General features: G+C 63.9%; 20 protein-coding genes. 14 read left to right on the top strand and 6 right to left on the bottom strand.

Annotation, left to right across the window (positions count from 1 at the left end):
* The first annotated feature begins 23 nt into the window (after positions 1-23).
* Positions 24-410 (top strand): MerR family transcriptional regulator, encoded by a 387-nt coding sequence (locus LB526_RS03085; RefSeq protein ID WP_027168973.1) that lies wholly within the window; start codon positions 24-26, stop codon positions 408-410.
* A gap of 245 nt (positions 411-655) precedes the next feature.
* On the opposite strand, the gene LB526_RS03080 is transcribed toward LB526_RS03085, so the two are convergent.
* On the bottom strand, positions 656-1,135 hold the full coding sequence (locus LB526_RS03080; protein ID WP_095764885.1) for a methyltransferase family protein: 480 nt from the start codon (positions 1,133-1,135) through the stop codon (positions 656-658).
* Positions 1,132-2,100: a heparan-alpha-glucosaminide N-acetyltransferase gene (locus LB526_RS03075; RefSeq protein WP_224626401.1), complete on the bottom strand. Its 969-nt coding sequence runs from the start codon at positions 2,098-2,100 to the stop codon at positions 1,132-1,134. The genes LB526_RS03080 and LB526_RS03075 overlap by 4 nt, the downstream gene beginning before the upstream one ends.
* Positions 2,101-2,327: 227 nt before the next feature.
* Here LB526_RS03075 and LB526_RS03070 point away from each other — a divergent pair, with 227 nt between their 5' ends.
* A complete protein-coding gene (locus tag LB526_RS03070; RefSeq protein WP_224626047.1) occupies positions 2,328-3,527 on the top strand; it encodes an MFS transporter in 1,200 nt (399 codons plus the stop codon).
* On the opposite strand, the gene LB526_RS03065 is transcribed toward LB526_RS03070, so the two are convergent.
* Positions 3,496-4,686, bottom strand: a complete 1,191-nt coding sequence (locus LB526_RS03065) for an aromatic ring-hydroxylating oxygenase subunit alpha (RefSeq protein WP_224626046.1) — start codon at positions 4,684-4,686, stop codon at positions 3,496-3,498. The genes LB526_RS03070 and LB526_RS03065 overlap by 32 nt on opposite strands.
* A 103-nt stretch (positions 4,687-4,789) precedes the next feature.
* On the opposite strand from LB526_RS03065, the gene LB526_RS03060 reads away from it, so the two are divergent.
* The 3 genes from LB526_RS03060 to cobO all read left to right on the top strand — a co-directional run bounded on the left by LB526_RS03060 (position 4,790) and on the right by cobO (position 6,781).
* Positions 4,790-5,476: a gamma-glutamylcyclotransferase gene (locus LB526_RS03060; protein WP_224522743.1), complete on the top strand. Its 687-nt coding sequence runs from the start codon at positions 4,790-4,792 to the stop codon at positions 5,474-5,476.
* A 128-nt stretch (positions 5,477-5,604) separates the two neighbouring features.
* Complete coding sequence (gene cobU / locus LB526_RS03055; RefSeq protein ID WP_224626045.1) at positions 5,605-6,150, top strand: bifunctional adenosylcobinamide kinase/adenosylcobinamide-phosphate guanylyltransferase; 546 nt, start codon at positions 5,605-5,607, stop codon at positions 6,148-6,150.
* 1 nt (position 6,151) lies between these two features.
* On the top strand, positions 6,152-6,781 hold the full coding sequence (cobO, locus tag LB526_RS03050) for a cob(I)yrinic acid a,c-diamide adenosyltransferase (protein ID WP_224626044.1): 630 nt from the start codon (positions 6,152-6,154) through the stop codon (positions 6,779-6,781).
* Here the strand turns inward: cobO and cbiB are convergent.
* Positions 6,778-7,767: an adenosylcobinamide-phosphate synthase CbiB gene (gene cbiB, locus LB526_RS03045; protein ID WP_224626043.1), complete on the bottom strand. Its 990-nt coding sequence runs from the start codon at positions 7,765-7,767 to the stop codon at positions 6,778-6,780. The two genes, cobO and cbiB, sit on opposite strands and share 4 nt — an antisense overlap.
* On the opposite strand from cbiB, the gene cobD reads away from it, so the two are divergent.
* Together cobD and LB526_RS03035 are read left to right on the top strand one after the other, a co-directional pair.
* Positions 7,766-8,821: a threonine-phosphate decarboxylase CobD gene (gene cobD / locus LB526_RS03040; protein WP_224626042.1), complete on the top strand. Its 1,056-nt coding sequence runs from the start codon at positions 7,766-7,768 to the stop codon at positions 8,819-8,821. The two genes, cbiB and cobD, sit on opposite strands and share 2 nt — an antisense overlap.
* Positions 8,818-9,327: a tyrosine phosphatase family protein gene (locus tag LB526_RS03035; protein ID WP_224626041.1), complete on the top strand. Its 510-nt coding sequence runs from the start codon at positions 8,818-8,820 to the stop codon at positions 9,325-9,327. The genes cobD and LB526_RS03035 overlap by 4 nt, the downstream gene beginning before the upstream one ends.
* 18 nt (positions 9,328-9,345) lie before the next feature.
* Here the strand turns inward: LB526_RS03035 and LB526_RS03030 are convergent, their stop codons facing one another.
* Both LB526_RS03030 and LB526_RS03025 read right to left on the bottom strand, forming a co-directional pair.
* Positions 9,346-10,143, bottom strand: coding sequence for a creatininase family protein (locus tag LB526_RS03030; RefSeq protein WP_224522737.1), 798 nt, complete (start codon positions 10,141-10,143; stop codon positions 9,346-9,348).
* Positions 10,144-10,205: 62 nt separating this feature from the next.
* Complete coding sequence (locus tag LB526_RS03025; protein ID WP_140541985.1) at positions 10,206-10,589, bottom strand: RidA family protein; 384 nt, start codon at positions 10,587-10,589, stop codon at positions 10,206-10,208.
* A 253-nt stretch (positions 10,590-10,842) separates the two neighbouring features.
* Between LB526_RS03025 and LB526_RS03020 the strand changes: the two genes are divergently transcribed.
* From LB526_RS03020 to LB526_RS02990, 7 genes are all read left to right on the top strand, one after another.
* Positions 10,843-11,847: an ABC transporter substrate-binding protein gene (locus tag LB526_RS03020; protein WP_224626040.1), complete on the top strand. Its 1,005-nt coding sequence runs from the start codon at positions 10,843-10,845 to the stop codon at positions 11,845-11,847.
* A 15-nt stretch (positions 11,848-11,862) separates the two neighbouring features.
* Complete coding sequence (locus LB526_RS03015) at positions 11,863-12,684, top strand: ABC transporter ATP-binding protein (protein WP_224626038.1); 822 nt, start codon at positions 11,863-11,865, stop codon at positions 12,682-12,684.
* The gene (locus LB526_RS03010) at positions 12,671-13,522 is read left to right on the top strand and encodes an ABC transporter permease (protein ID WP_224600928.1); all 852 of its coding nucleotides are present in this window, start codon (positions 12,671-12,673) and stop codon (positions 13,520-13,522) included. Before LB526_RS03015 ends, LB526_RS03010 begins: the two co-directional genes overlap by 14 nt.
* A 75-nt stretch (positions 13,523-13,597) precedes the next feature.
* Positions 13,598-14,896 carry a cytosine deaminase gene (locus tag LB526_RS03005; protein ID WP_224626037.1) on the top strand — a complete coding sequence of 433 codons (1,299 nt, stop codon included), beginning with the start codon at positions 13,598-13,600 and terminating at the stop codon, positions 14,894-14,896.
* 2 nt (positions 14,897-14,898) lie between these two features.
* The gene (locus tag LB526_RS03000) at positions 14,899-16,302 is read left to right on the top strand and encodes an FAD-binding oxidoreductase (protein ID WP_224626398.1); all 1,404 of its coding nucleotides are present in this window, start codon (positions 14,899-14,901) and stop codon (positions 16,300-16,302) included.
* Entirely contained in the window at positions 16,302-16,883 is a 582-nt protein-coding gene (locus LB526_RS02995) for an NAD(P)H-dependent oxidoreductase (protein WP_224626036.1), read from the top strand. The genes LB526_RS03000 and LB526_RS02995 overlap by 1 nt, the downstream gene beginning before the upstream one ends.
* Complete coding sequence (locus tag LB526_RS02990) at positions 16,883-17,470, top strand: NAD(P)H-dependent oxidoreductase (protein WP_224626035.1); 588 nt, start codon at positions 16,883-16,885, stop codon at positions 17,468-17,470. The genes LB526_RS02995 and LB526_RS02990 overlap by 1 nt, the downstream gene beginning before the upstream one ends.
* Positions 17,471-17,507: the final 37 nt, after the last annotated feature.

Raw genomic sequence — 17,507 nt, 5'->3', positions numbered from 1 at the left:
GATGCCCGGGCTTGGGAGCGGGAATGCGGGAATATTACACGATCACCGAGCTGACGCGCGAGTTCGACGTGTCGACGCGGACATTGCGTTTTTACGAGGACGAGGGGCTGGTGCAGCCGGTAAGGCGCGGCCGCACGCGGCTGTTTCGGCCGTCGGACCGGCATCTCATCCGCCAGATCATGCGGGGAAAAAGGCTCGGCTTCTCGATCAACGAAATCCGCGAGATCATTCAGATGTACAAGGAGCCGCCCGGCGAGGTCGGCCAGCTCAAGCTGATGATCAAGCGCATCGAGGAGAAGCGCGAGGACCTGCGCCAGAAGCGGCGCGACCTGGAAGAGACGCTGGCCGAGTTGGACCAGGCCGAGGAGTCCTGCGTGGAGCGGCTGGCCGAGTTGGGCGTGAATACGTAGGGAGTCGAACGAATATTGGCGATTGGCCTGAGCCTCTGAATTTCGTCATCCTAGGGCGGAGCAAGGAGCGTAGCGACGCGCGCAGACCCTAGGATCCATGCCGTGGCGCTAAGGCGTTGCAACGATACAGAATTCTGCACCGTTGCACCTTACGTCATAGGTCACGGAATGGATCCTCGGGTCAAGCCCGAGGATGACGACGTCCGGAACGCTTAGGCTAATCGCAGGCCACTCAGGAAGCTACCTCAAATCCAGCGCCGCACCCTTTTTGCATAATCGCGGTATTTCTTGCCGAACTTCTCCGCCAGGATCTTTTCTTCCTTCTCGATCGCCAGTTTCTGCGTGGCGAAGGCGGCCAGGAAGGCGAAGAGCAGGAACCAGGCGATGCCGGTGATGAAGGCGACGCCGATCAGCAGCAGCGTGTTGGCGAGATACATCGGATTGCGGGTGATGCCGAAGGGGCCCGACGTCACCAGATGATCGGGCTCGGCGTTGGGGTCGAATGTCGTTTTGGCCCGCATCATCACGCGGATAGCCGTGACCCAGAGCATGGCGACGCCGAACAGCGCCACCCAGCCGACGCCGAACAGGAGATCGCCGAGAATGTCGCCGATCCAGGGCAGCGGGTAGAGCATGCCGAGGACGATGCTCGCCGCAATCGCCACGACATAGATCACCGGCGGCCAGGGAATGATCCCGTGTCTGGGCTTTGTGATGCCTGTCATTGCTGCCCTCCCTCCATCTGGTCCTCGGTCGCGGCGGTGCAGGTGTTCGCCACGTTCGCGAGATGTTCATTGAACGCCTCTTGTGTCGGGTACTGAGTTTTATCGACCTTCAGAGCGTCAAAGGCACAGGTGCAGTAACTCGAACAGAACTTATCATCGTGCGTCTGTTCGCACGTAACTTGACACTGTCTAAGTTCAGCCTCGCCCGGCCAGAATTGAGAGTACAGCGACACACCGCCATATAATAGCGGCTGATGGATCAGATAGAAGACGAGGCTGTGCCGACCGAGGAAGGTCAGCGGCTTCGACCAGTTGCCGGTCGTCCAGGTTCCCAACCAGGCCAATAGGCCGGCCGATGAGGCAAACTTCGTCGCCGCAATGCCTGCAAGCACCGCACCGAACCAGGGAAACAGCGGCACATAGTCGTCGGAGCGCGGGTTGGTAGCGGAAAGGCCGACCCACCACAGCGCTGGATGATCGAAGAATTCCGAGCGCAAATAATAGGGCGCTGCAATGACGGCCGCGGCGACCACTGCCGTCAGCAGCGCTGGCAGGCGCAGGAATGCGAGGCCGAGCAGGCTGGCCAGCGTAATCTCGTGCAGAATGCCAAAGAAGATCAGGTTGTTGCGATCGGTGAAAAAGGTGACTGTGGTAACCGCCAGTGCCGCTAGCGCGACCAGGGCAAAGCGCTTCCAGAAACTTGGCCAGCGAATCTGCCGGCCATGCGCGAGAAACAGGCTGACACCGACCAAGAAGAGGAAAGTCGAGGCAATGCAGCGCGCATAGATCTTCCAGCCGCCGACCGCGGTCGTGCCGGGTTCAATATATTGGAAATGGTCCAGGTCCCAGGTGAAGTGGTAGCTCGCCATCGCGATCAGCGCGATGCCGCGCAGGATGTCGATGGCCTGGATACGGCCGTGCTTTGGCGCGTCCTGAACAAGGCCGCTCGTCGTTTGAAGGCTCATCATCTCGATCCGATTCAGTCCTGCCAAACGACTATCACGGTTCAAGTGGACGACAGAAGCAGGCGGCCATCAATGCGGTTCATGGCAGCCATGAAATTTCGCTTTAGGCCAGAGCTGGAAAGCCTTTGGCAGGCTTCGCTTTTCGGCCTCTCGGAGTCGGTTTCCTGCTACTGGCCGGCAGCTGGCCCGGCCAGATTCGGGCGCGGGATTCACGTTTCGGAGGGCCGATGTCCACCCATGTGCGCCATCCGATCTGGCTTCCGGCTTTGCGACCGGCGGACGCGCGCACCTTCGCCTCACTCTATGCGGTTGAATCCTTCGCCCGCGCCACGATCTCCAGCGTGATCCCGATCCAGGCCTACGAGATCCTGCACAATGAGCGGATCGTCTCGGTCCTCTACACGATCGTGTCCCTGATGGGCCTCTCGGTCACGCTGTTCATGCCGGTGCTCATTCGCCGCTTCGCGCGGCGCTGGGTCTACACGGCCGGCTGCGTGCTGCTGGCGCTCGGCTCCGCCTTCTTCGTCACCCACTCGCTGCCCGGCCAGATTGCCGGCATGCTGTGCCGCGTCATGGGGGCGAGCGCGCTGTCGATCACGCTCAACCTCTACATCATGGATCACATACGCAAGACCGACTTCATGCAGGCAGAATCGCTGCGCATGGCGTGGTCGATGTTCGCCTGGACCGGCGGGCCGACGCTCGGCATCTTCCTCTACACCCATTTCGGCATCTATGCCGCGCATGGCGCGGTCGTCGTGTTTGCGTTCGCGCTGCTTTGCCTGTTCTGGTTCTACCGGCTGAGCGACAACCAGTCGATCCGGCCCGGCAGGTCGCGCCCCGCCAATCCGCTCGCCAATATCGGCCGCTTCGTGAAGCAGCCAAGGCTCAGGCTTGCCTGGCTGATCGCCTTCGGCCGCTCCTGCTTCTGGACGACGTTCTTCGTCTACGGCCCGCTGTTCATGGTGATCACCGGCCAGGGCGAGCTCGCCGGCGGCTTGCTGGTTTCGGCCGGCAACGCGCTTCTGTTCGTGGCGATCTTCTGGGGCAGGGCCGGCAAGCGCTTTGGCGGGCGCAAGGTCATGACTTTCGCCTATTTCGCCATGTCGGCCATGGTGTTTGCCGCGGGCGGAATCGGCGAGGCGGCGCCGTTGCTCACGGGCGCGCTGCTGCTCTGCGGCGCGCTCTTCACCATCGCGCTCGACGCGCTTGGCTCGACCGCCTTCTTGCGCTCGGTACGCTCTTACGAGAAGGCGCAGATGGCGGCGGTCTACCGCACCTATCTCGATTTCTCCGAGCTGACGCCGCCGCTCGTCTATTCGGTGGTGCTCGCCTTCTTCGGGCTGGGCTCGGTGTTCGTCACGCTCGGCATCCTGGCCGCCTTCTGCGGCTTCGTCACCTGGCGCTACCTGCCGAAGGCGTTTTGAACGCTGCGTGACGACCGCGCACCCAATCGTGGAAGCGGTGCAGATCGTATTCCTCCGGCATCAGCACGCCGGCCTCGTGGCGCATCGAGCGCAGCCCCTTCTGGTTGATCTCGCAGATCACGGCGTCTTCTTCGAGCACCTGGGTGCCGAAGGCGACGATGTTTTCGACATCGGTCTCAGCCAACGCTTCCGGGGCGAACAGCCATTCGGCGGTGAGCTCGGTCTGCTCGGGACCGAGCGGGGCCAGCCGCACGGTGCGCATATAATCGATATGGCCGACGATGAACATCGACGGCAGCGAGGTGGCGCAGGTCTGGCCGGCGGCGCGTTCGGCCGGCGTCAGGCCGGAAAAGACCGGGCCATGGACATGGCCGTCTTTCGACCAGGTTTCGGCGCCGGCGCGCAGCCGGCCGGAGAATTCCGGCGCGTCATTGTCGGCGTGGCGCGCCCATTCGGGATCGTCATGCCTGGCCATCAGGCCGCGCCCGTAGATCGGCACCAGTCGCGACAAATCCTTATGCACGCCCGGGCAGTGCAGGCATTCGTTGAAGTTCTCCCAGAAGACCTTCCAATTGCAGTTCATCACTTTGGTGAGTCGGTGGCCGGTGACGAGGCCTTCCAGCGGCCAGTTGGAAAGATCGCCGGAGGCGCGGTCAAAAGAGCTTTCCGCCGAGCCGTCGGGATGCTCGGCGAGGTTGATGAAGACGAAACCGCGCCACACCGAGAGCGCCACGCGGTAGAGCGGATAATCGGCCTTGTCGAAGCCCTCGGGCAGCGATTTCGACGGCACGCGCACGAGATCGCCGCGCAGCGAATAGGACCAGGCGTGATAGGGGCAGGTCAGCAGCCTGGCTTTCAGCCGCCCGGCGCTCTCCTGGCAAAGCTGCGAGCCGCGATGCCTGCAGGTGTTGTGGAAGGCGCGCAAGGCGCCGGTCTCGTCGCGCAGCACGACCATCTCCTGGCTGCCGATGCGGAACGTTCGGAAGGAGAGGGGCTCGGCGATATCGGCCTCGCGGCAGACCATCAACCAGTTTCGATACCAGATCGCCTCCAGATCGTGCCGATACTCGTCGGCGTCCCAATAGGCGGCGGACGGCAAGGTCGGCTGAAGGGTGGTCAGGCCGTTGTAGGGGGCGCGCTCGCTCGGATCGGGCTGCATCGGCTACTCCGTGGCTGCCAGCAGCCGACACCCGGGCCAAGGAGTTGTCAACCGCGAGGCGGCCGCATAGTTTCGGTCGCGCAGGAACCTTAAGATCGCGCGCATGCTGCCAAGAACCATGTCGCTTACCGAGGAACTGGTCGCTCGCTGCTTCCGCGCGGTCGAGGATGCGGGACCGGATCCCGATGCGGCGCATCTGGATGACAGCGACTATGCGGCGATGACGCGTGAGCTGGAGGCTCAACTCCTGGCCAACGAACCGCTCTGGCTCTTTGGCTACGGCTCTCTGATCTGGAAGCCCGAGATCGAGCATGTCGAGGAGCGCGTGGCCCTGCTGCGCGGCTGGCACAGATCCTTTTGCATGAACATGACGCGCTGGCGCGGCACCAAGGAAAGTCCGGGCCTGATGATGGCACTGGACCGTGGTGGACAATGCAAGGGCGTCGCCTTTCGGCTCGGCGACGGCGACAGGCGCGAGCAACTCGACAAGATCCTGCGGCGAGAGGTGACACTGAAGCCGACCAGCTATCATCCGCGCCTGCTCGATATGACGAGCGATGGCGGCCCGCTGCGGGCGCTGGCCTTCGTCATCAACCGCCAGGGCACCACCTATGCCGGTCCATTAAGCGAGGAAGCGGTTGTCGAAAGGCTGGCGACCTCCTGCGGCCATTGGGGGTCGGGCGCCGACTATCTCTACAACACGGTGAAGAATCTCGAGCAGCGCGGCATCCACGATACGCATTTGTGGCGGCTGCAGCAGCTGGTCGCGGCGCGGATTGCCGGCTCGTAGCACCGCAAGTCGTGGCGCAGTCGCGCCGGGCGGTGGCGGAATTGGGTTTGCCGGTGGTCGCGCTTCTGCCTAAGGTCGCGCACCGTCGGCCTCTGGGCCGCGACACGATTCCAACCTGGAAGGCAAGAATGACCGGCGCGACAGCCGCGAGCGGCAATAAAGCTTCCGATGGGAAGCTGACCTTCATCCTGGGCGGTGCCCGTTCGGGCAAGAGCACGCATGCCGAGGCGCTGACAACCGCCCGTCCATCGCCCTGGACCTACATTGCCACGGCGCAGGCTTATGACGACGAGATGCGCGAGCGCATCGCGCTGCATCGGTCGCGGCGCGGCGAAGGCTGGGTCACCGTCGATGCGCCGCTCGATCTGGTTGGCGCCATCGAGGCTTTGCCGACCCACCAACCTGTGCTGATCGATTGCCTGACATTATGGCTCACCAACCACATGCTGGCCGAACATGACGTCGAGGCCGAATGCCGGCGGCTCAAGGATGCTCTGTCGCGGCCGCGCGGGCCATGGTTCGTGGTCTCCAACGAAGTCGGATTGGGCATCGTGCCCGACAACGGGCTGGCGCGCCGGTTCCGCGACGCTGCGGGTCGGCTCAACCAGCAGGTGGCGGCCGCTGCCGACAGCGTTCTCATGATAGTGGCGGGATTGCCACTCAAGGTGAAGTGACATGGCCGAAATCGAAGACAAGACCATTGACGACAAGGACGCCGAGCGTCACCGGGCCAAGATGGCCAGGCGCAAGGCGGTGCAGGATGCCGAAGTGGCCGGCAAGACGGTTGAAAAGGGGCTGCTGATCGTCAACACCGGGCCGGGCAAGGGCAAGACCACGGCTGCCTTCGGCCTGGCGTTGAGAATGCTGGGCTATGGCAAGCGCGTCGGCGTCGTGCAGTTCATCAAAGGCAAATGGCATACCGGCGAGAAGGATGCTTTCGCGGCCTTCGGCGACCGAGTCGTCTGGCATGCGATGGGCGAGGGTTTTACCTGGGAGACGCAGGACTTGAAGCGCGACATCGCCGCCGCCGAAGCTGCCTGGGCCAAGGCGTTGGAACTGATGGCCGATCCCTCAATGAGCCTCGTTGTGCTCGACGAGCTCAACATCGCGCTGCGCTACGATTATCTCGATCTGGAAAAGGTGGTCGCGGCGCTGAAGGCGCGCCGGGACGATCTGCATGTGATCGTCACCGGCCGCAACGCCAAGCCGCTGCTCGTCGAGGCGGCCGATCTCGTCACCGAGATGGGGCTGACCAAGCACCATTTCGCCGCCGGCGTGAAGGCGCAGCAGGGAATTGAGTTTTAGCCGCTGATCAAAATGGTCAGGTAGATCACGATCGCCGAGACGACCGCGAACAGGCCGAGCAGCAGCCAGTCGGCTACGCGATAGAGCTTGAGCGCCTGGCGGATGTCGGTGCTTTCGGCCTCGCGGCGGCCGCCTTCGCCCATGAAGGCGTCCTCGACGACTTCGCCGCCATAGCTGCGCGGCCCGGCGAGGGACAGCCCCAGCGCGCCGGCCATCGCCGCTTCCGGCCAGCCGGCATTGGGCGAGCGGTGCTTCCTCGCGTCACGGCGCATGACATGCCAGGCGGAGTGCGGATCGGCGCCCGGGACGAGAAAGGCCGCCAGCACGATCAGCAGGCCGGTCAGCCGCGATGCGGGCAGGTTGACCAGATCGTCGAAACGGGCGGCAGCACGGCCGAAGGCTTCGTATTTCGGCGTGCGGTGGCCGATCATCGAATCGGCGGTGTTGGCGGCCTTGTAGGCAGCACCTCCGCCCAGTCCGCCGATGCCGGTCCAGAAAGCGGGCGCAACAATGCCGTCCGAAAAATTCTCGGCCAGGCTTTCGATCGCGGCACGCGCGACACCGCCCTTGTCGAGCTTTTCCGGATCGCGGCCGACAATGCGCGATACGGCGATGCGGCCGAGAGTCAGGCCGCCGGTCTCCAACGCATCGGCGACGTCCTCGACATGCTCCGCGAGGCTCTTCTGCGACAGCAGCGAGGAACCGAGGATGGCGGCGATGACGAGGCCCGTGGGGAACATCATCCAGAGCAGGACATGCAGCGCCAGGCCGATCAGGCCGGGCACCAGCAGAATGACGAGCAAGGCCTGGACGCCGCGTCGGCGACGCAATTCGTCGGAATCCATAGCGTGGTTGAGCCGGCGATCGAGAAAGGATATCAGCCTGCCGATCCAGGTGACCGGATGGCCGATGGCGCTGAACAGCCAGTCCGGGTAGCCGAGGGCGCGTTCGATGGCGAGTGATAGGAAAGCGATCAGGACGGACATGAAACTTCTAAGCGGAGCGATTGCAGCGGTTGATCATGGCGGCAGCCTTGGCCGGGCAAGCACGCTTTTTCCTCATGCGCCAAAACCTTTCGTGGACCTCTCGACAGGTATCAATCCGCACTCCTATCCGCTTTTCGACCTGCCCGCCACAGCGCTGTCCCGATTGCCGGAGGCAGGACAACTGCGCGAATTGGCCGAAATTGCGGCCAGGGCCTATGGCGCGCCGTCGGCGGCGCATGTGGCGGCGGCGCCCGGCACGCAGATTCTCCTGCCGCGCGTCGCTTCGCTGCTGCGGCCAGGCAAGGCGCTGGTGCTCGGCCCAACCTATGCCGAACATGCCCGGGCCGCGGCTATCGCCGGCCATGCGGTCGCGGAGGTCAGCGATTTCGACGCGCTGGCCGAGGCGGACCTTGCGGTGCTGGTCAATCCCAACAATCCGGACGGGCGGGTGATCGAAAAGGCCCGCCTGCTCGACCTTGCGGCGCGACTTCGCGCCAAGGGCGGGCTGCTGGTCGTCGACGAAGCCTTCATGGATGTCGGCCCGATCGAGCAAAGCCTCGCCGGCGATGTCGGGCAGGGCGGCATCGTCGTGCTGCGCTCGTTCGGCAAGTTTTTCGGCCTCGCCGGTGTGAGACTCGGCTTTGCATTGGCGGATCCGCTGACGGCCGAGCGGCTGGATGCGCAGCTGGGGCCCTGGGCGGTCGCCGGCCCGGCGCTCGAATATGGCATCCGCGCCTTGTCGGATGCGGCGTGGCAGGCCGATATGCGGCAACGCCTGGCGCAGGATGCCGGGCGGCTCGACGCGCTGCTTGGCCGATTCGATGTTCCGGTCGCCGGCGGCACCAGCCTGTTCCGCTATCTGTCGTTTCCCGGGGCCGCAGGCCTTTTTTCGGCACTTGGCTCGAGCGGCGTGCTGGTCCGACATTTTGCCGAGCGGCCCCAAGTGCTGCGTGTCGGTTTGCCGGGCGATGAAGCGCAATGGCAACGCCTCGAAGGCGCCCTTGCCACGTGGGCCGCGCGGCGCAAGGATGCGCCAAAGGAGTTCGGGCAATGATCCACGTCTGTTCGCTGTCGAAGGTCGACGAGGCCGTGGCAAGGACCGGTGCGCAGCGGTTGTTGTCGCTGCTCGCCGCAGGCACCGAAGTGGTCCGCCCGGCCTCGATCCTGGCGGAAAACCACCTGCATCTGGTCATGCACGACATCGCTGTCGCGCAGGAAGGCATGACGATGCCCGGCGAGGAGCATGTGCGGGCCTTGCTCGATTTCGCCTATCGCTGGGATCGGGCAAAGCCTCTGGTGGTGCATTGCTATGCCGGCGTCAGCCGCTCGACGGCATCGGCCTACATCATCGCGGCGGCGCTAGCGCCGAAGCGCGACGAGATGGAGCTCGCCCGAACGCTGCGCTTTCTCTCGCCGACGGCTACGCCCAATCCACGGCTGATCGCCGTCGCCGACACGCTGCTTGAGCGCGACGGCCGCATGATCGCGGCGATCGAGGCGATCGGGCGCGGCGCCGACGCGTTCGAAGGGATACCCTTCGAACTGGGGATCGACGCCTAAGTCAAAGCGGACCAGCCGCTACGACAGCCACTCGGCAAGCTTCGCCTTGCGCACATCCCTGACCAGGTTGATAAAACCGTCGGCCTGCATTTCTGCCGTCAGCCGGCCCTTCTCGGCCGTGGCGATCGAGGCATCGCCGACCACGCCGTTCGGATTGAGGTCGCTGGCGATCCAGGCGAAGGCATGCGTGCCGGTGTGGCGCAGCAGGGCGAATTCCTTTTCGGCGCGGCCGACATTGGAGACGAAATTCTCCGCCTTGCTCATGTCGACGAGATCGGGCCGGAAGTGCAGCATCAGCGATGTCTCGACGTCGCCGCCATGGATGCCGTGACGGTCCTCGAGCTCGGTGTACATTCCGGCCGGGCGGCCGAAACGCTGCCAGCTCGTCTTCACCGACAGCATTTTGGCGCGCACGCGCAATTCGCGCGAAATGATGCCCATGATCTCTTCATTACCGCCATGCGAGTTAACGACGATCAGCTTTCTTACTCCGGCGCGGGCGACCGACAGGCCGAGTTCGGTCCAGGCGTCGACCAAGGTGGTGGCGGGCAAGGTGAGCGTTCCCGGCGCATGCAGATGCTCGTTCGACTTGCCGACCGCCTGCACCGGCAGGATGCGGATGTCGAGATCGTCGGGCAGGCGCGCGATCACCGTCTCCAGCATGCCCATCATGATCGAGGTGTCGGTCGAGACCGGAAGGTGAGGGCCATGCTGCTCGATCGCCGCCACCGGCAGCACGGCGATGGTCGCTTCGGCGTCGATCGAGGCGTATTCGGTCGTCCGGTAATCGCCCCACCACACGCGTCTTGTCGTCACGTTTCGTCTCCCGATTGGTCTGCTGTCCGGCCTGAAGGTCTAGAGCCTATCCCCTGAAACAGCTAGCCCGCTGCCAGAACTTCGACCTCGACCTTGAATTCCGGGCGGGCGAAGCCGGAGACGATCATCAGCGTGGAGGCCGGCGCCGGATCGGAAAAGAGCCGGTTGCGGACATCCATATAGGCCTGCAGGTGCTCGCGGCCGATGACGAAGGCGTTGATGCGCACGATGTCGTTCAAGGTCAGCCCGGCTTCGCTCAGAATCGCGGCGATGTTCTTGAAGCAGAGCTCGGCCTGCGCGCCGGCGTCCTCCGGCACGGCATCGTCGGGGCCGATTCCCAATTGACCCGAGCAGAGCACCAGGCGCTTTCCGGCCGGTATTTCGACGCCGTGGCTGTAGCGGGCGAAAGGCGGCTTGATCGACTTGGGGGCGAGGTATTTGAGCATGGCATTCTCCTGTCGGCCGACAGCCTAGTGGCGGATTCATGAAACATTCAAGATGCCGGGGACGCCGCCAGGAGCGATTATGGACAGGCGTCCAAAAAATAGGCACGATGCCTCGCGTACGGCATGACCCGTCCGGTCTCGGCAACGACTGCCGCACGAGCAGGCGGCCCTGGCGGTGGCATGTGTCTTGCTTCTTGAATCAATGGTGTCGAGCCCAGCGCGTTGCGCGCCGGAGCCAAGAGAGGGTGAGTTTATGATCGGACAAGGAAAGATCCTGGCGGGCGCCGTCGCCCTGCTGGCGGCGGGCACGCTGGGTGCGGCCGCAAACGAAAAGGTGACGTTCGGCACCAACTGGCTGGCCGAGCCGGAGCATGGCGGCTACTACCAGGCGATCGCCGACGGCACCTATGCCGCCTGCGGCCTTGATGTCACCATCATGCAGGGCGGCCCGCAGGTCAGCGGCCGGCCGATGCTGCTAGCCGGCAAGATCGATTTCTATATGGGCGGCAACCTGCTCTCGGCCTTCGACGCCGTGCAGCAGGGCATTCCGATGCGTGTCGTTGCGTCCGACTTCCAGAAGGATCCGCAAGTCATCATGTCCCATCCGGGAGAGGGGCTGGACAAATGGGAGGACCTCAAGAACGCCGACCAGTACATCATGGGCGACGAAGGCGCGCAGACCTTCTTCCAGTGGATGGTCACCGATCTCGGTTTCGATGCCGCCAAGCGCGTGCCCTACACATTCAATCCGGCGCCCTTCATCGCCAACAAGAAGTCGATCCAGCAGGGCTATGTGACGTCCGAGCCGTTTGCCGTGCAGAAGCAGGGCGGCTTCACGCCGAACCAGTTCCTGCTCGCCGACTATGGCTGGGATACGTATGCGACCACCATCGAGGTGATGCAGGATACGATCGACAAGCGGCCGGAGGTGGTCCAATGCTTCGTCGATGGCTCGGCCAAGGGCTGGTACAAATACCTCTATGGCGACAACAAGGCCGCCAACGACATGATCAAGAAGGACAATCCCGACATGACGGACGAGCAGATCGCCTTCTCGATCGAGCAGTTGAAGAAGTTCGGCATTGTCGATTCGGGCGATTCGGAAAAGCTCGGCATCGGCACGATGAACGAAGCCCGCATCCAGAGTTTTTACGACAAGATGGTCAAGGCCAAGGTCGCGCAGCCGGGCCTTGACATCAAGAAGGCTTACACGCTGGCCTTCATCAATAAAGGTGTCGGGCTGGAGCTGAAGAAGTAAGGCGGCCGGCCTGAGATGATCCGGGAGAAAGTGGCTGAGACGCCGGCGGCATCGGGGGAGGTCCCGATGCTGCTGGCATTGCGCGATGTCGGCAAGGTCTTTTCCAACGGCGTGACGGCGCTGAGCAAGGTCGACCTGGCGATCCGCGAAGGCGATTTCCTGAGCCTGCTCGGCCCCTCGGGCTGCGGCAAGTCGACCGCGCTCAGGTTGATCGCGGGTCTCTCGACGCCGACCTCCGGCCAGCTCGACTGGCGCGGCTCGATCGACCGCTCGAACATCGGCTTCGTCTTCCAGGAGCCGACGCTGCTGCCCTGGGCCAGCGTCTTCGACAATGTCTGGCTGCCGCTGAGGCTGAAGGGCGTGTCACGCGCCAAGGCGGAGCCGGCCGTGATGGAGATGCTGTCGCGCGTCCACCTCACCGGCTTCGAGAACGCCGTGCCGCGCGAGCTTTCCGGCGGCATGAAGATGCGCGTCTCGATCGCGCGGGCCATGGTGACGAAGCCGCGCATCCTTCTGATGGACGAGCCTTTCGCCGCGCTCGACGAGATCACCCGCTTCAAGCTCAACAACGATCTTTTGGAGCTGTGGCAGGACGAGCGCTTCACCGTCGTCTTCGTCACCCACAGCGTCTTCGAGAGCGTGTTCCTATCCAGCCGCGTCGTCGTCATGGCCGCGCGGCCGGGCCGCGTCCATGGCGAACTCCCCATCAACGCGCCCTATCCGCGCGACGAGGCGTTCCGCACCTCGCCGGGCTATGCTGCGCTTTGCCGGCAGGCCTCGGGTGTGCTGGTCGACGCAATCAACTCAACCGCCGGATCGCAAAATGACGGCCATTGAAGACAATGTCCTGACGCTCGATCCGGAAGAGGCGCGCCGCGCCCGCCAGGAGCGGCTGGAGCGCATCGGCAAATGGGTGCTGCCGCTGGCGATCATGGTGCTGGCGATCGTGCTGTGGGACCGCATCTGCGTCTGGAACGAGATCCCGCAATATATCCTGCCGCGGCCGGCCGTGGTGCTGCAGACGCTGCACAACGATGCGGGGCTGTTGTTCTCCTCACTGCTGGTGACGCTCAGGATCACCTTTTTCAGCTTGGCTCTCGCTGTGATCGGTGGCGTCGGACTGGCGGTGCTGTTCGCGCAATCGAAATGGGTGGAGATGTCGTTCTTCCCCTTCGCCATCGTGCTGCAGGTGACGCCAATCGTCGCCATCTTCCCTTTGATCAACATCTATGTGGACAACCAGACCGTCAAACTGCTGCTCTGCGCCTGGATCGTCGCCTTCTTTCCGATCCTCTCCAACACCACGCTCGGCCTGAACTCGGTCGATCGGAACCTGCGGGACCTGTTCAAGCTCAACGGCGCGACGCGCTGGCAGCAATTGCGCTATCTGCGGCTGCCGGCGGCGATGCCCTATTTCCTCGGCGGGCTGAAGATCGCCGGCGGCCTGTCGCTGATCGGCGCGGTGGTGGCGGAATTCGTCGCCGGCGCGCAGGGGCAGTCATCGGGGCTCGCGTCCCGCATCATCGAGGCCGGCTACCGGCTTAACGCGCCGCGCCTGTTCGCGGCGCTGATCCTGATCTCGCTCACCGGCATCCTTATCTTCCTGGTGCTGTCGCTGGTGTCGCATCTCATCCTGCGCCGCTGGCACGAGAGCGCGCTGAAACAGGAGCGGTAAGGTGCGCGATGCAATTGAGAATAGTGAGGCGCCCATTTGGGGACCAGTTCTGCATAAGACAGCGGGGGCCAGGCCTTGATACCAACCTCTGGTTCTTATTGCCTGGCTAACGTTCGGCTTCATCGATCGCTCACGCCGGGTCTTGCCGCCGCTTTCGACTCGGACGGGTTTGCGCTTGCCAACATTACCATCACCAACGGCAAGATCGCCGATCTTGCCGCGCACGACCAGGCAGAGGCGCACCCCGGCGCGATCGACCTTGCCGGCCGCATTGTGATGCCGTGCTTCGTCGACTGCCATACCCATATCGACAAGGGCCATATCTGGCCGCGAAAGCCCAATCCGGACGGCACTTTCATGGGCGCACTCAATGCCACCGGCGCCGACCGCACCACGCGCTGGAGCGCCGAGGATGTCGCGCGCCGCATGGACTTCTCGCTGCGCTCGGCCTACGCGCACGGCACCAAGGCTATGCGCACGCATCTCGACAGCGTGCCGCCGCAGGAGGAGATCTCCTGGCCGGTGTTCGAAACGATGCGGGAAAAATGGCGCGGGCGCATCGAGCTGCAGGCGGCCTGCCTGCTCGGCATCGAAGGCGTGCGCGACAAGGCCTGGTTCGAACGGTTGGCGAAGCGCGTCGCCGCGGCCAAGGGCATGCTCGGCGTCGTCACCTATATGGTACCCGATCTCGAGGAACTGCTCGACAAGGTGTTCGCCCAGGCGATCGAGCATGGGCTCGATCTCGATTTCCATGCCGACGAGACCGACGATGTCGCGGCCATCTCGCTGAAGAAGATCGCCGAGGCGTCGCTGTGGAACGGTTTCGAGGGCAATATCCTGGTCGGCCATTGCTGCTCGTTGGCGCGCCAGCCGGACCTCGAGGTGCTCGACACGCTGGACAAGGTGGCGAAGGCGCGGCTTGCCGTGGTGTCGCTGCCGATGTGCAATCTCTATCTGCAGGACCGCCGCAGCGATCACACCACCCCGCGCTGGCGCGGCGTGACGCTGCTGCACGAGATGAAGGCGCGCGGCATCAAGGTGGCGGTTGCTTCCGACAACACGCGCGATCCCTTCTACGCCTATGGCGATCTCGATATGCTGGAGGTCTACCGCATGGCGACGCGCATCCTGCATTTCGACCATCCGGTAGGCGACTGGCCGAAGGCGGTGGCGGCAACGCCGGCCGAGGTGATGCGGCTCGACGGCGCCGGTACGCTTGCCGTCGGCGGCTCAGCCGATTTCATCGTCTTCAGGGGGCGCAGCTGGACCGAATTGCTGTCGCGGCCCGAATCGGATCGCATCGTGGTGCGCGACGGCAGGGCGATCGAACGCCAATTGCCCGACTATGCCGAACTCGACGAACTGATGGTGTGATGATGGATATCGCAGCGCTGAAGCGCGATCTCGACGGGATCAAGCTCGACGACCATCCGGCCATCGTCCAGCAGAAGAGCCGCGACTTCTACTGGTACAGCCCGGTGCTGAAGGCGCAACTCGATCACATCAAAGGCGACCTGATCGTTACCCCGAAGAGCGAGGATGAGGTGATCCGCGTGCTTGCCGCATGCCACCGGCATGGCGTCCCGGTGACGCCGCGCGGCAGCGGGACCGGCAATTACGGGCAGGCGATGCCGTTGTCGGGCGGCGTGGTGCTGAACCTCGCCGAGATGAACGAGATCAAAACGATCGCGCCGGGGCGGGTGGTGACCGGGCCGGGCGCAATCCTTGCCGAGATCGACAAGGCGACGCGGGCGCATTCCGGGCAGGAGCTCAGGCTCTCGCCCTCGACCTACAACACCGCCTCGATCGGCGGCTTCATCGCCGGCGGTTCGGGCGGGGTCGGCTCGATCAATTTCGGCGGCCTGCGCGATTTCGGCAATGTGCTGCGGCTGCGCGTCGTCACCATGGAGGCCGAGCCAAAGGCGCTCGAGCTCACCGGCGAGGATCTGCACAAGGTCACGCATGCCTACGGCACCAACGGCATCATCACGGAGGTCGAGATGCCGCTGACTGCCGCCTATGAATGGATCGACGTCATTGTCGGCTTCGACAAATTCATGGGCGCCGCCCGCTACGGCAACGCGCTTGCCTGCCAGGACGGCATCCTGACCAAGCTGATCACGCCGATCGCCGCACCCGTGCCGCAGCTCTATTTCAAGCGGCACCAGAAATTCTTGCGCGAGGGGCAAAGCATCTGTGTCGTCATGGTCGCGAACCATGGGCTCGATGCCTTCCTGGCTTTCACCCGGCGCACCGGAGGCGAGGTCATCTTCAATGCGGCGACCGCGACGAACGAGGACAAGAAGGGCCTGCCGCCGGCCTATGAGCTTGCCTGGAACCACACGACCCTGCGGGCACTGCGCGTCGACCCGTCGATCACCTATCTGCAGTCGCTCTATCCGTTCCCCAACCAGCTGGCGCTGGTCGAGAAGATGGACACGATGTTCCCGGGCGAGGTGTTCTCGCATCTGGAATTCGTGCGGCTCGACGGCAACATCACCTGCTTCGGCCTGCCGCTGGTCAAGTTCACCACCGAGGCGCGGCTCAACGAAATCATCCGCCTGCATGAGGAGAATGGCTGCCCGATCTTCAACCCGCACCGCTACACGCTGGAAGAAGGCGGCATGAAGCAGACCGACGAGATCCAGCTTGCCTTCAAGCGCCAGACCGATCCGCAAGGGCTGCTCAATCCCGGCAAGATGATCGCCTGGGAAAACCCGGACTATGATTATCGCTCCGGCCGCACGTTCCTGTTCAAGGGATTGCAGAAGGCGGGGTGATGAAAATCCTCGTGCTTTACGCTCATCCGGTGGAGACCAGCTTCAACGCCAGCCTGCACAAGACGATCGTCGAGCGGCTCGCCGCGACGGGGCATGCGGTCGACGACTGCGACCTCTATGCCGACGATTTCGACCCAAGGCTGACACGCGCCGAGCGGCTCGGCTACCACGACCCGCGCGGGCCGGACGACGCGGTCGCCGGCTATGTCGAAAGGCTGAAGAATGCCGAAGCGCTGGTGCTGTCGTTTCCGGTCTGGAACTATGGCTATCCGGCAATCCTGAAAGGCTTCTTCGACCGCGTCTTTCTGCCCGGCGTGTCGTTCAAGCTGGTCGACGGCAAGGTGCGGCCGACGCTGCAGAACATCGGCAAGCTCGCGGCCATCACCACCTATGGCGGCAGCCGCTTTCGTGCCATGCTGATGGGCGACCCGCCGCGCAAGATCGTCAAGCGCATGCTGCGGGCGACCATCAAGCCAGGCGCTCCTGTCTCCTATCTCGCGCATTATTCGATGAACCTCTCCACCGACGAGACTCGCAAAGTCTTCATGGCGAAGGTCGCGGCGACGATGGACGCCTTCTGATGCGCGTGCTGGTGGTCTATTGCCATCCGGTGCCTGAAAGCTATTGCGCGGCTATCCGCGACATGGCGGTGGAGGTGCTGAAAGGGCGAGGCTGGGACGTGCGGCTGCTCGATCTCTATGCCGAGAATTTCGATCCGGTGATGAGCTGCGAGGAGCGGCGCTTCTACAACGACCGGGCGCCGCAAGACCCGGCGCTAACGCCGCATTTCGAGCATCTGCAATGGGCGCAGGCGATTCTCTTCATCTACCCGACCTGGTGGTACGGATTGCCGGCGATGCTGAAGGGCTGGTTCGACCGCGTGTGGGCGACCGACATCGCCTTCAAGCTGCCGGCCGGCAAGGGGCGCATCACGTCGCTGATGCGGCATGTGACCAAGGTCGGCGTCATCACCACCTGCGGCGCGCCGACCTGGTGGAGCGTGGTCGTCGGCCAGCCGGGACGCAAGACGATTTTACGCGGCATGCGGGCGCTATGCGCCACGCGCTGCAAGACGTTTTTCCTGGCGCACTACTTGATGGATGCCTCGACGCCGAAGAGCAGGGTGGGGTTTCTGGCGAAGGTGAGGGCGAGGCTGGAGAGTTTTTGAGCCTCTTCCTTCTCCCCTTGTGGGAGAAGGTGTCGCC

This window comes from Mesorhizobium sp. CA6 (assembly GCF_020165035.1).
Taxonomy (GTDB): domain Bacteria; phylum Pseudomonadota; class Alphaproteobacteria; order Rhizobiales; family Rhizobiaceae; genus Mesorhizobium.
Note: the sequence above shows the minus strand (reverse complement) of the source record. Positions and strands in the feature narration are given on the sequence as shown.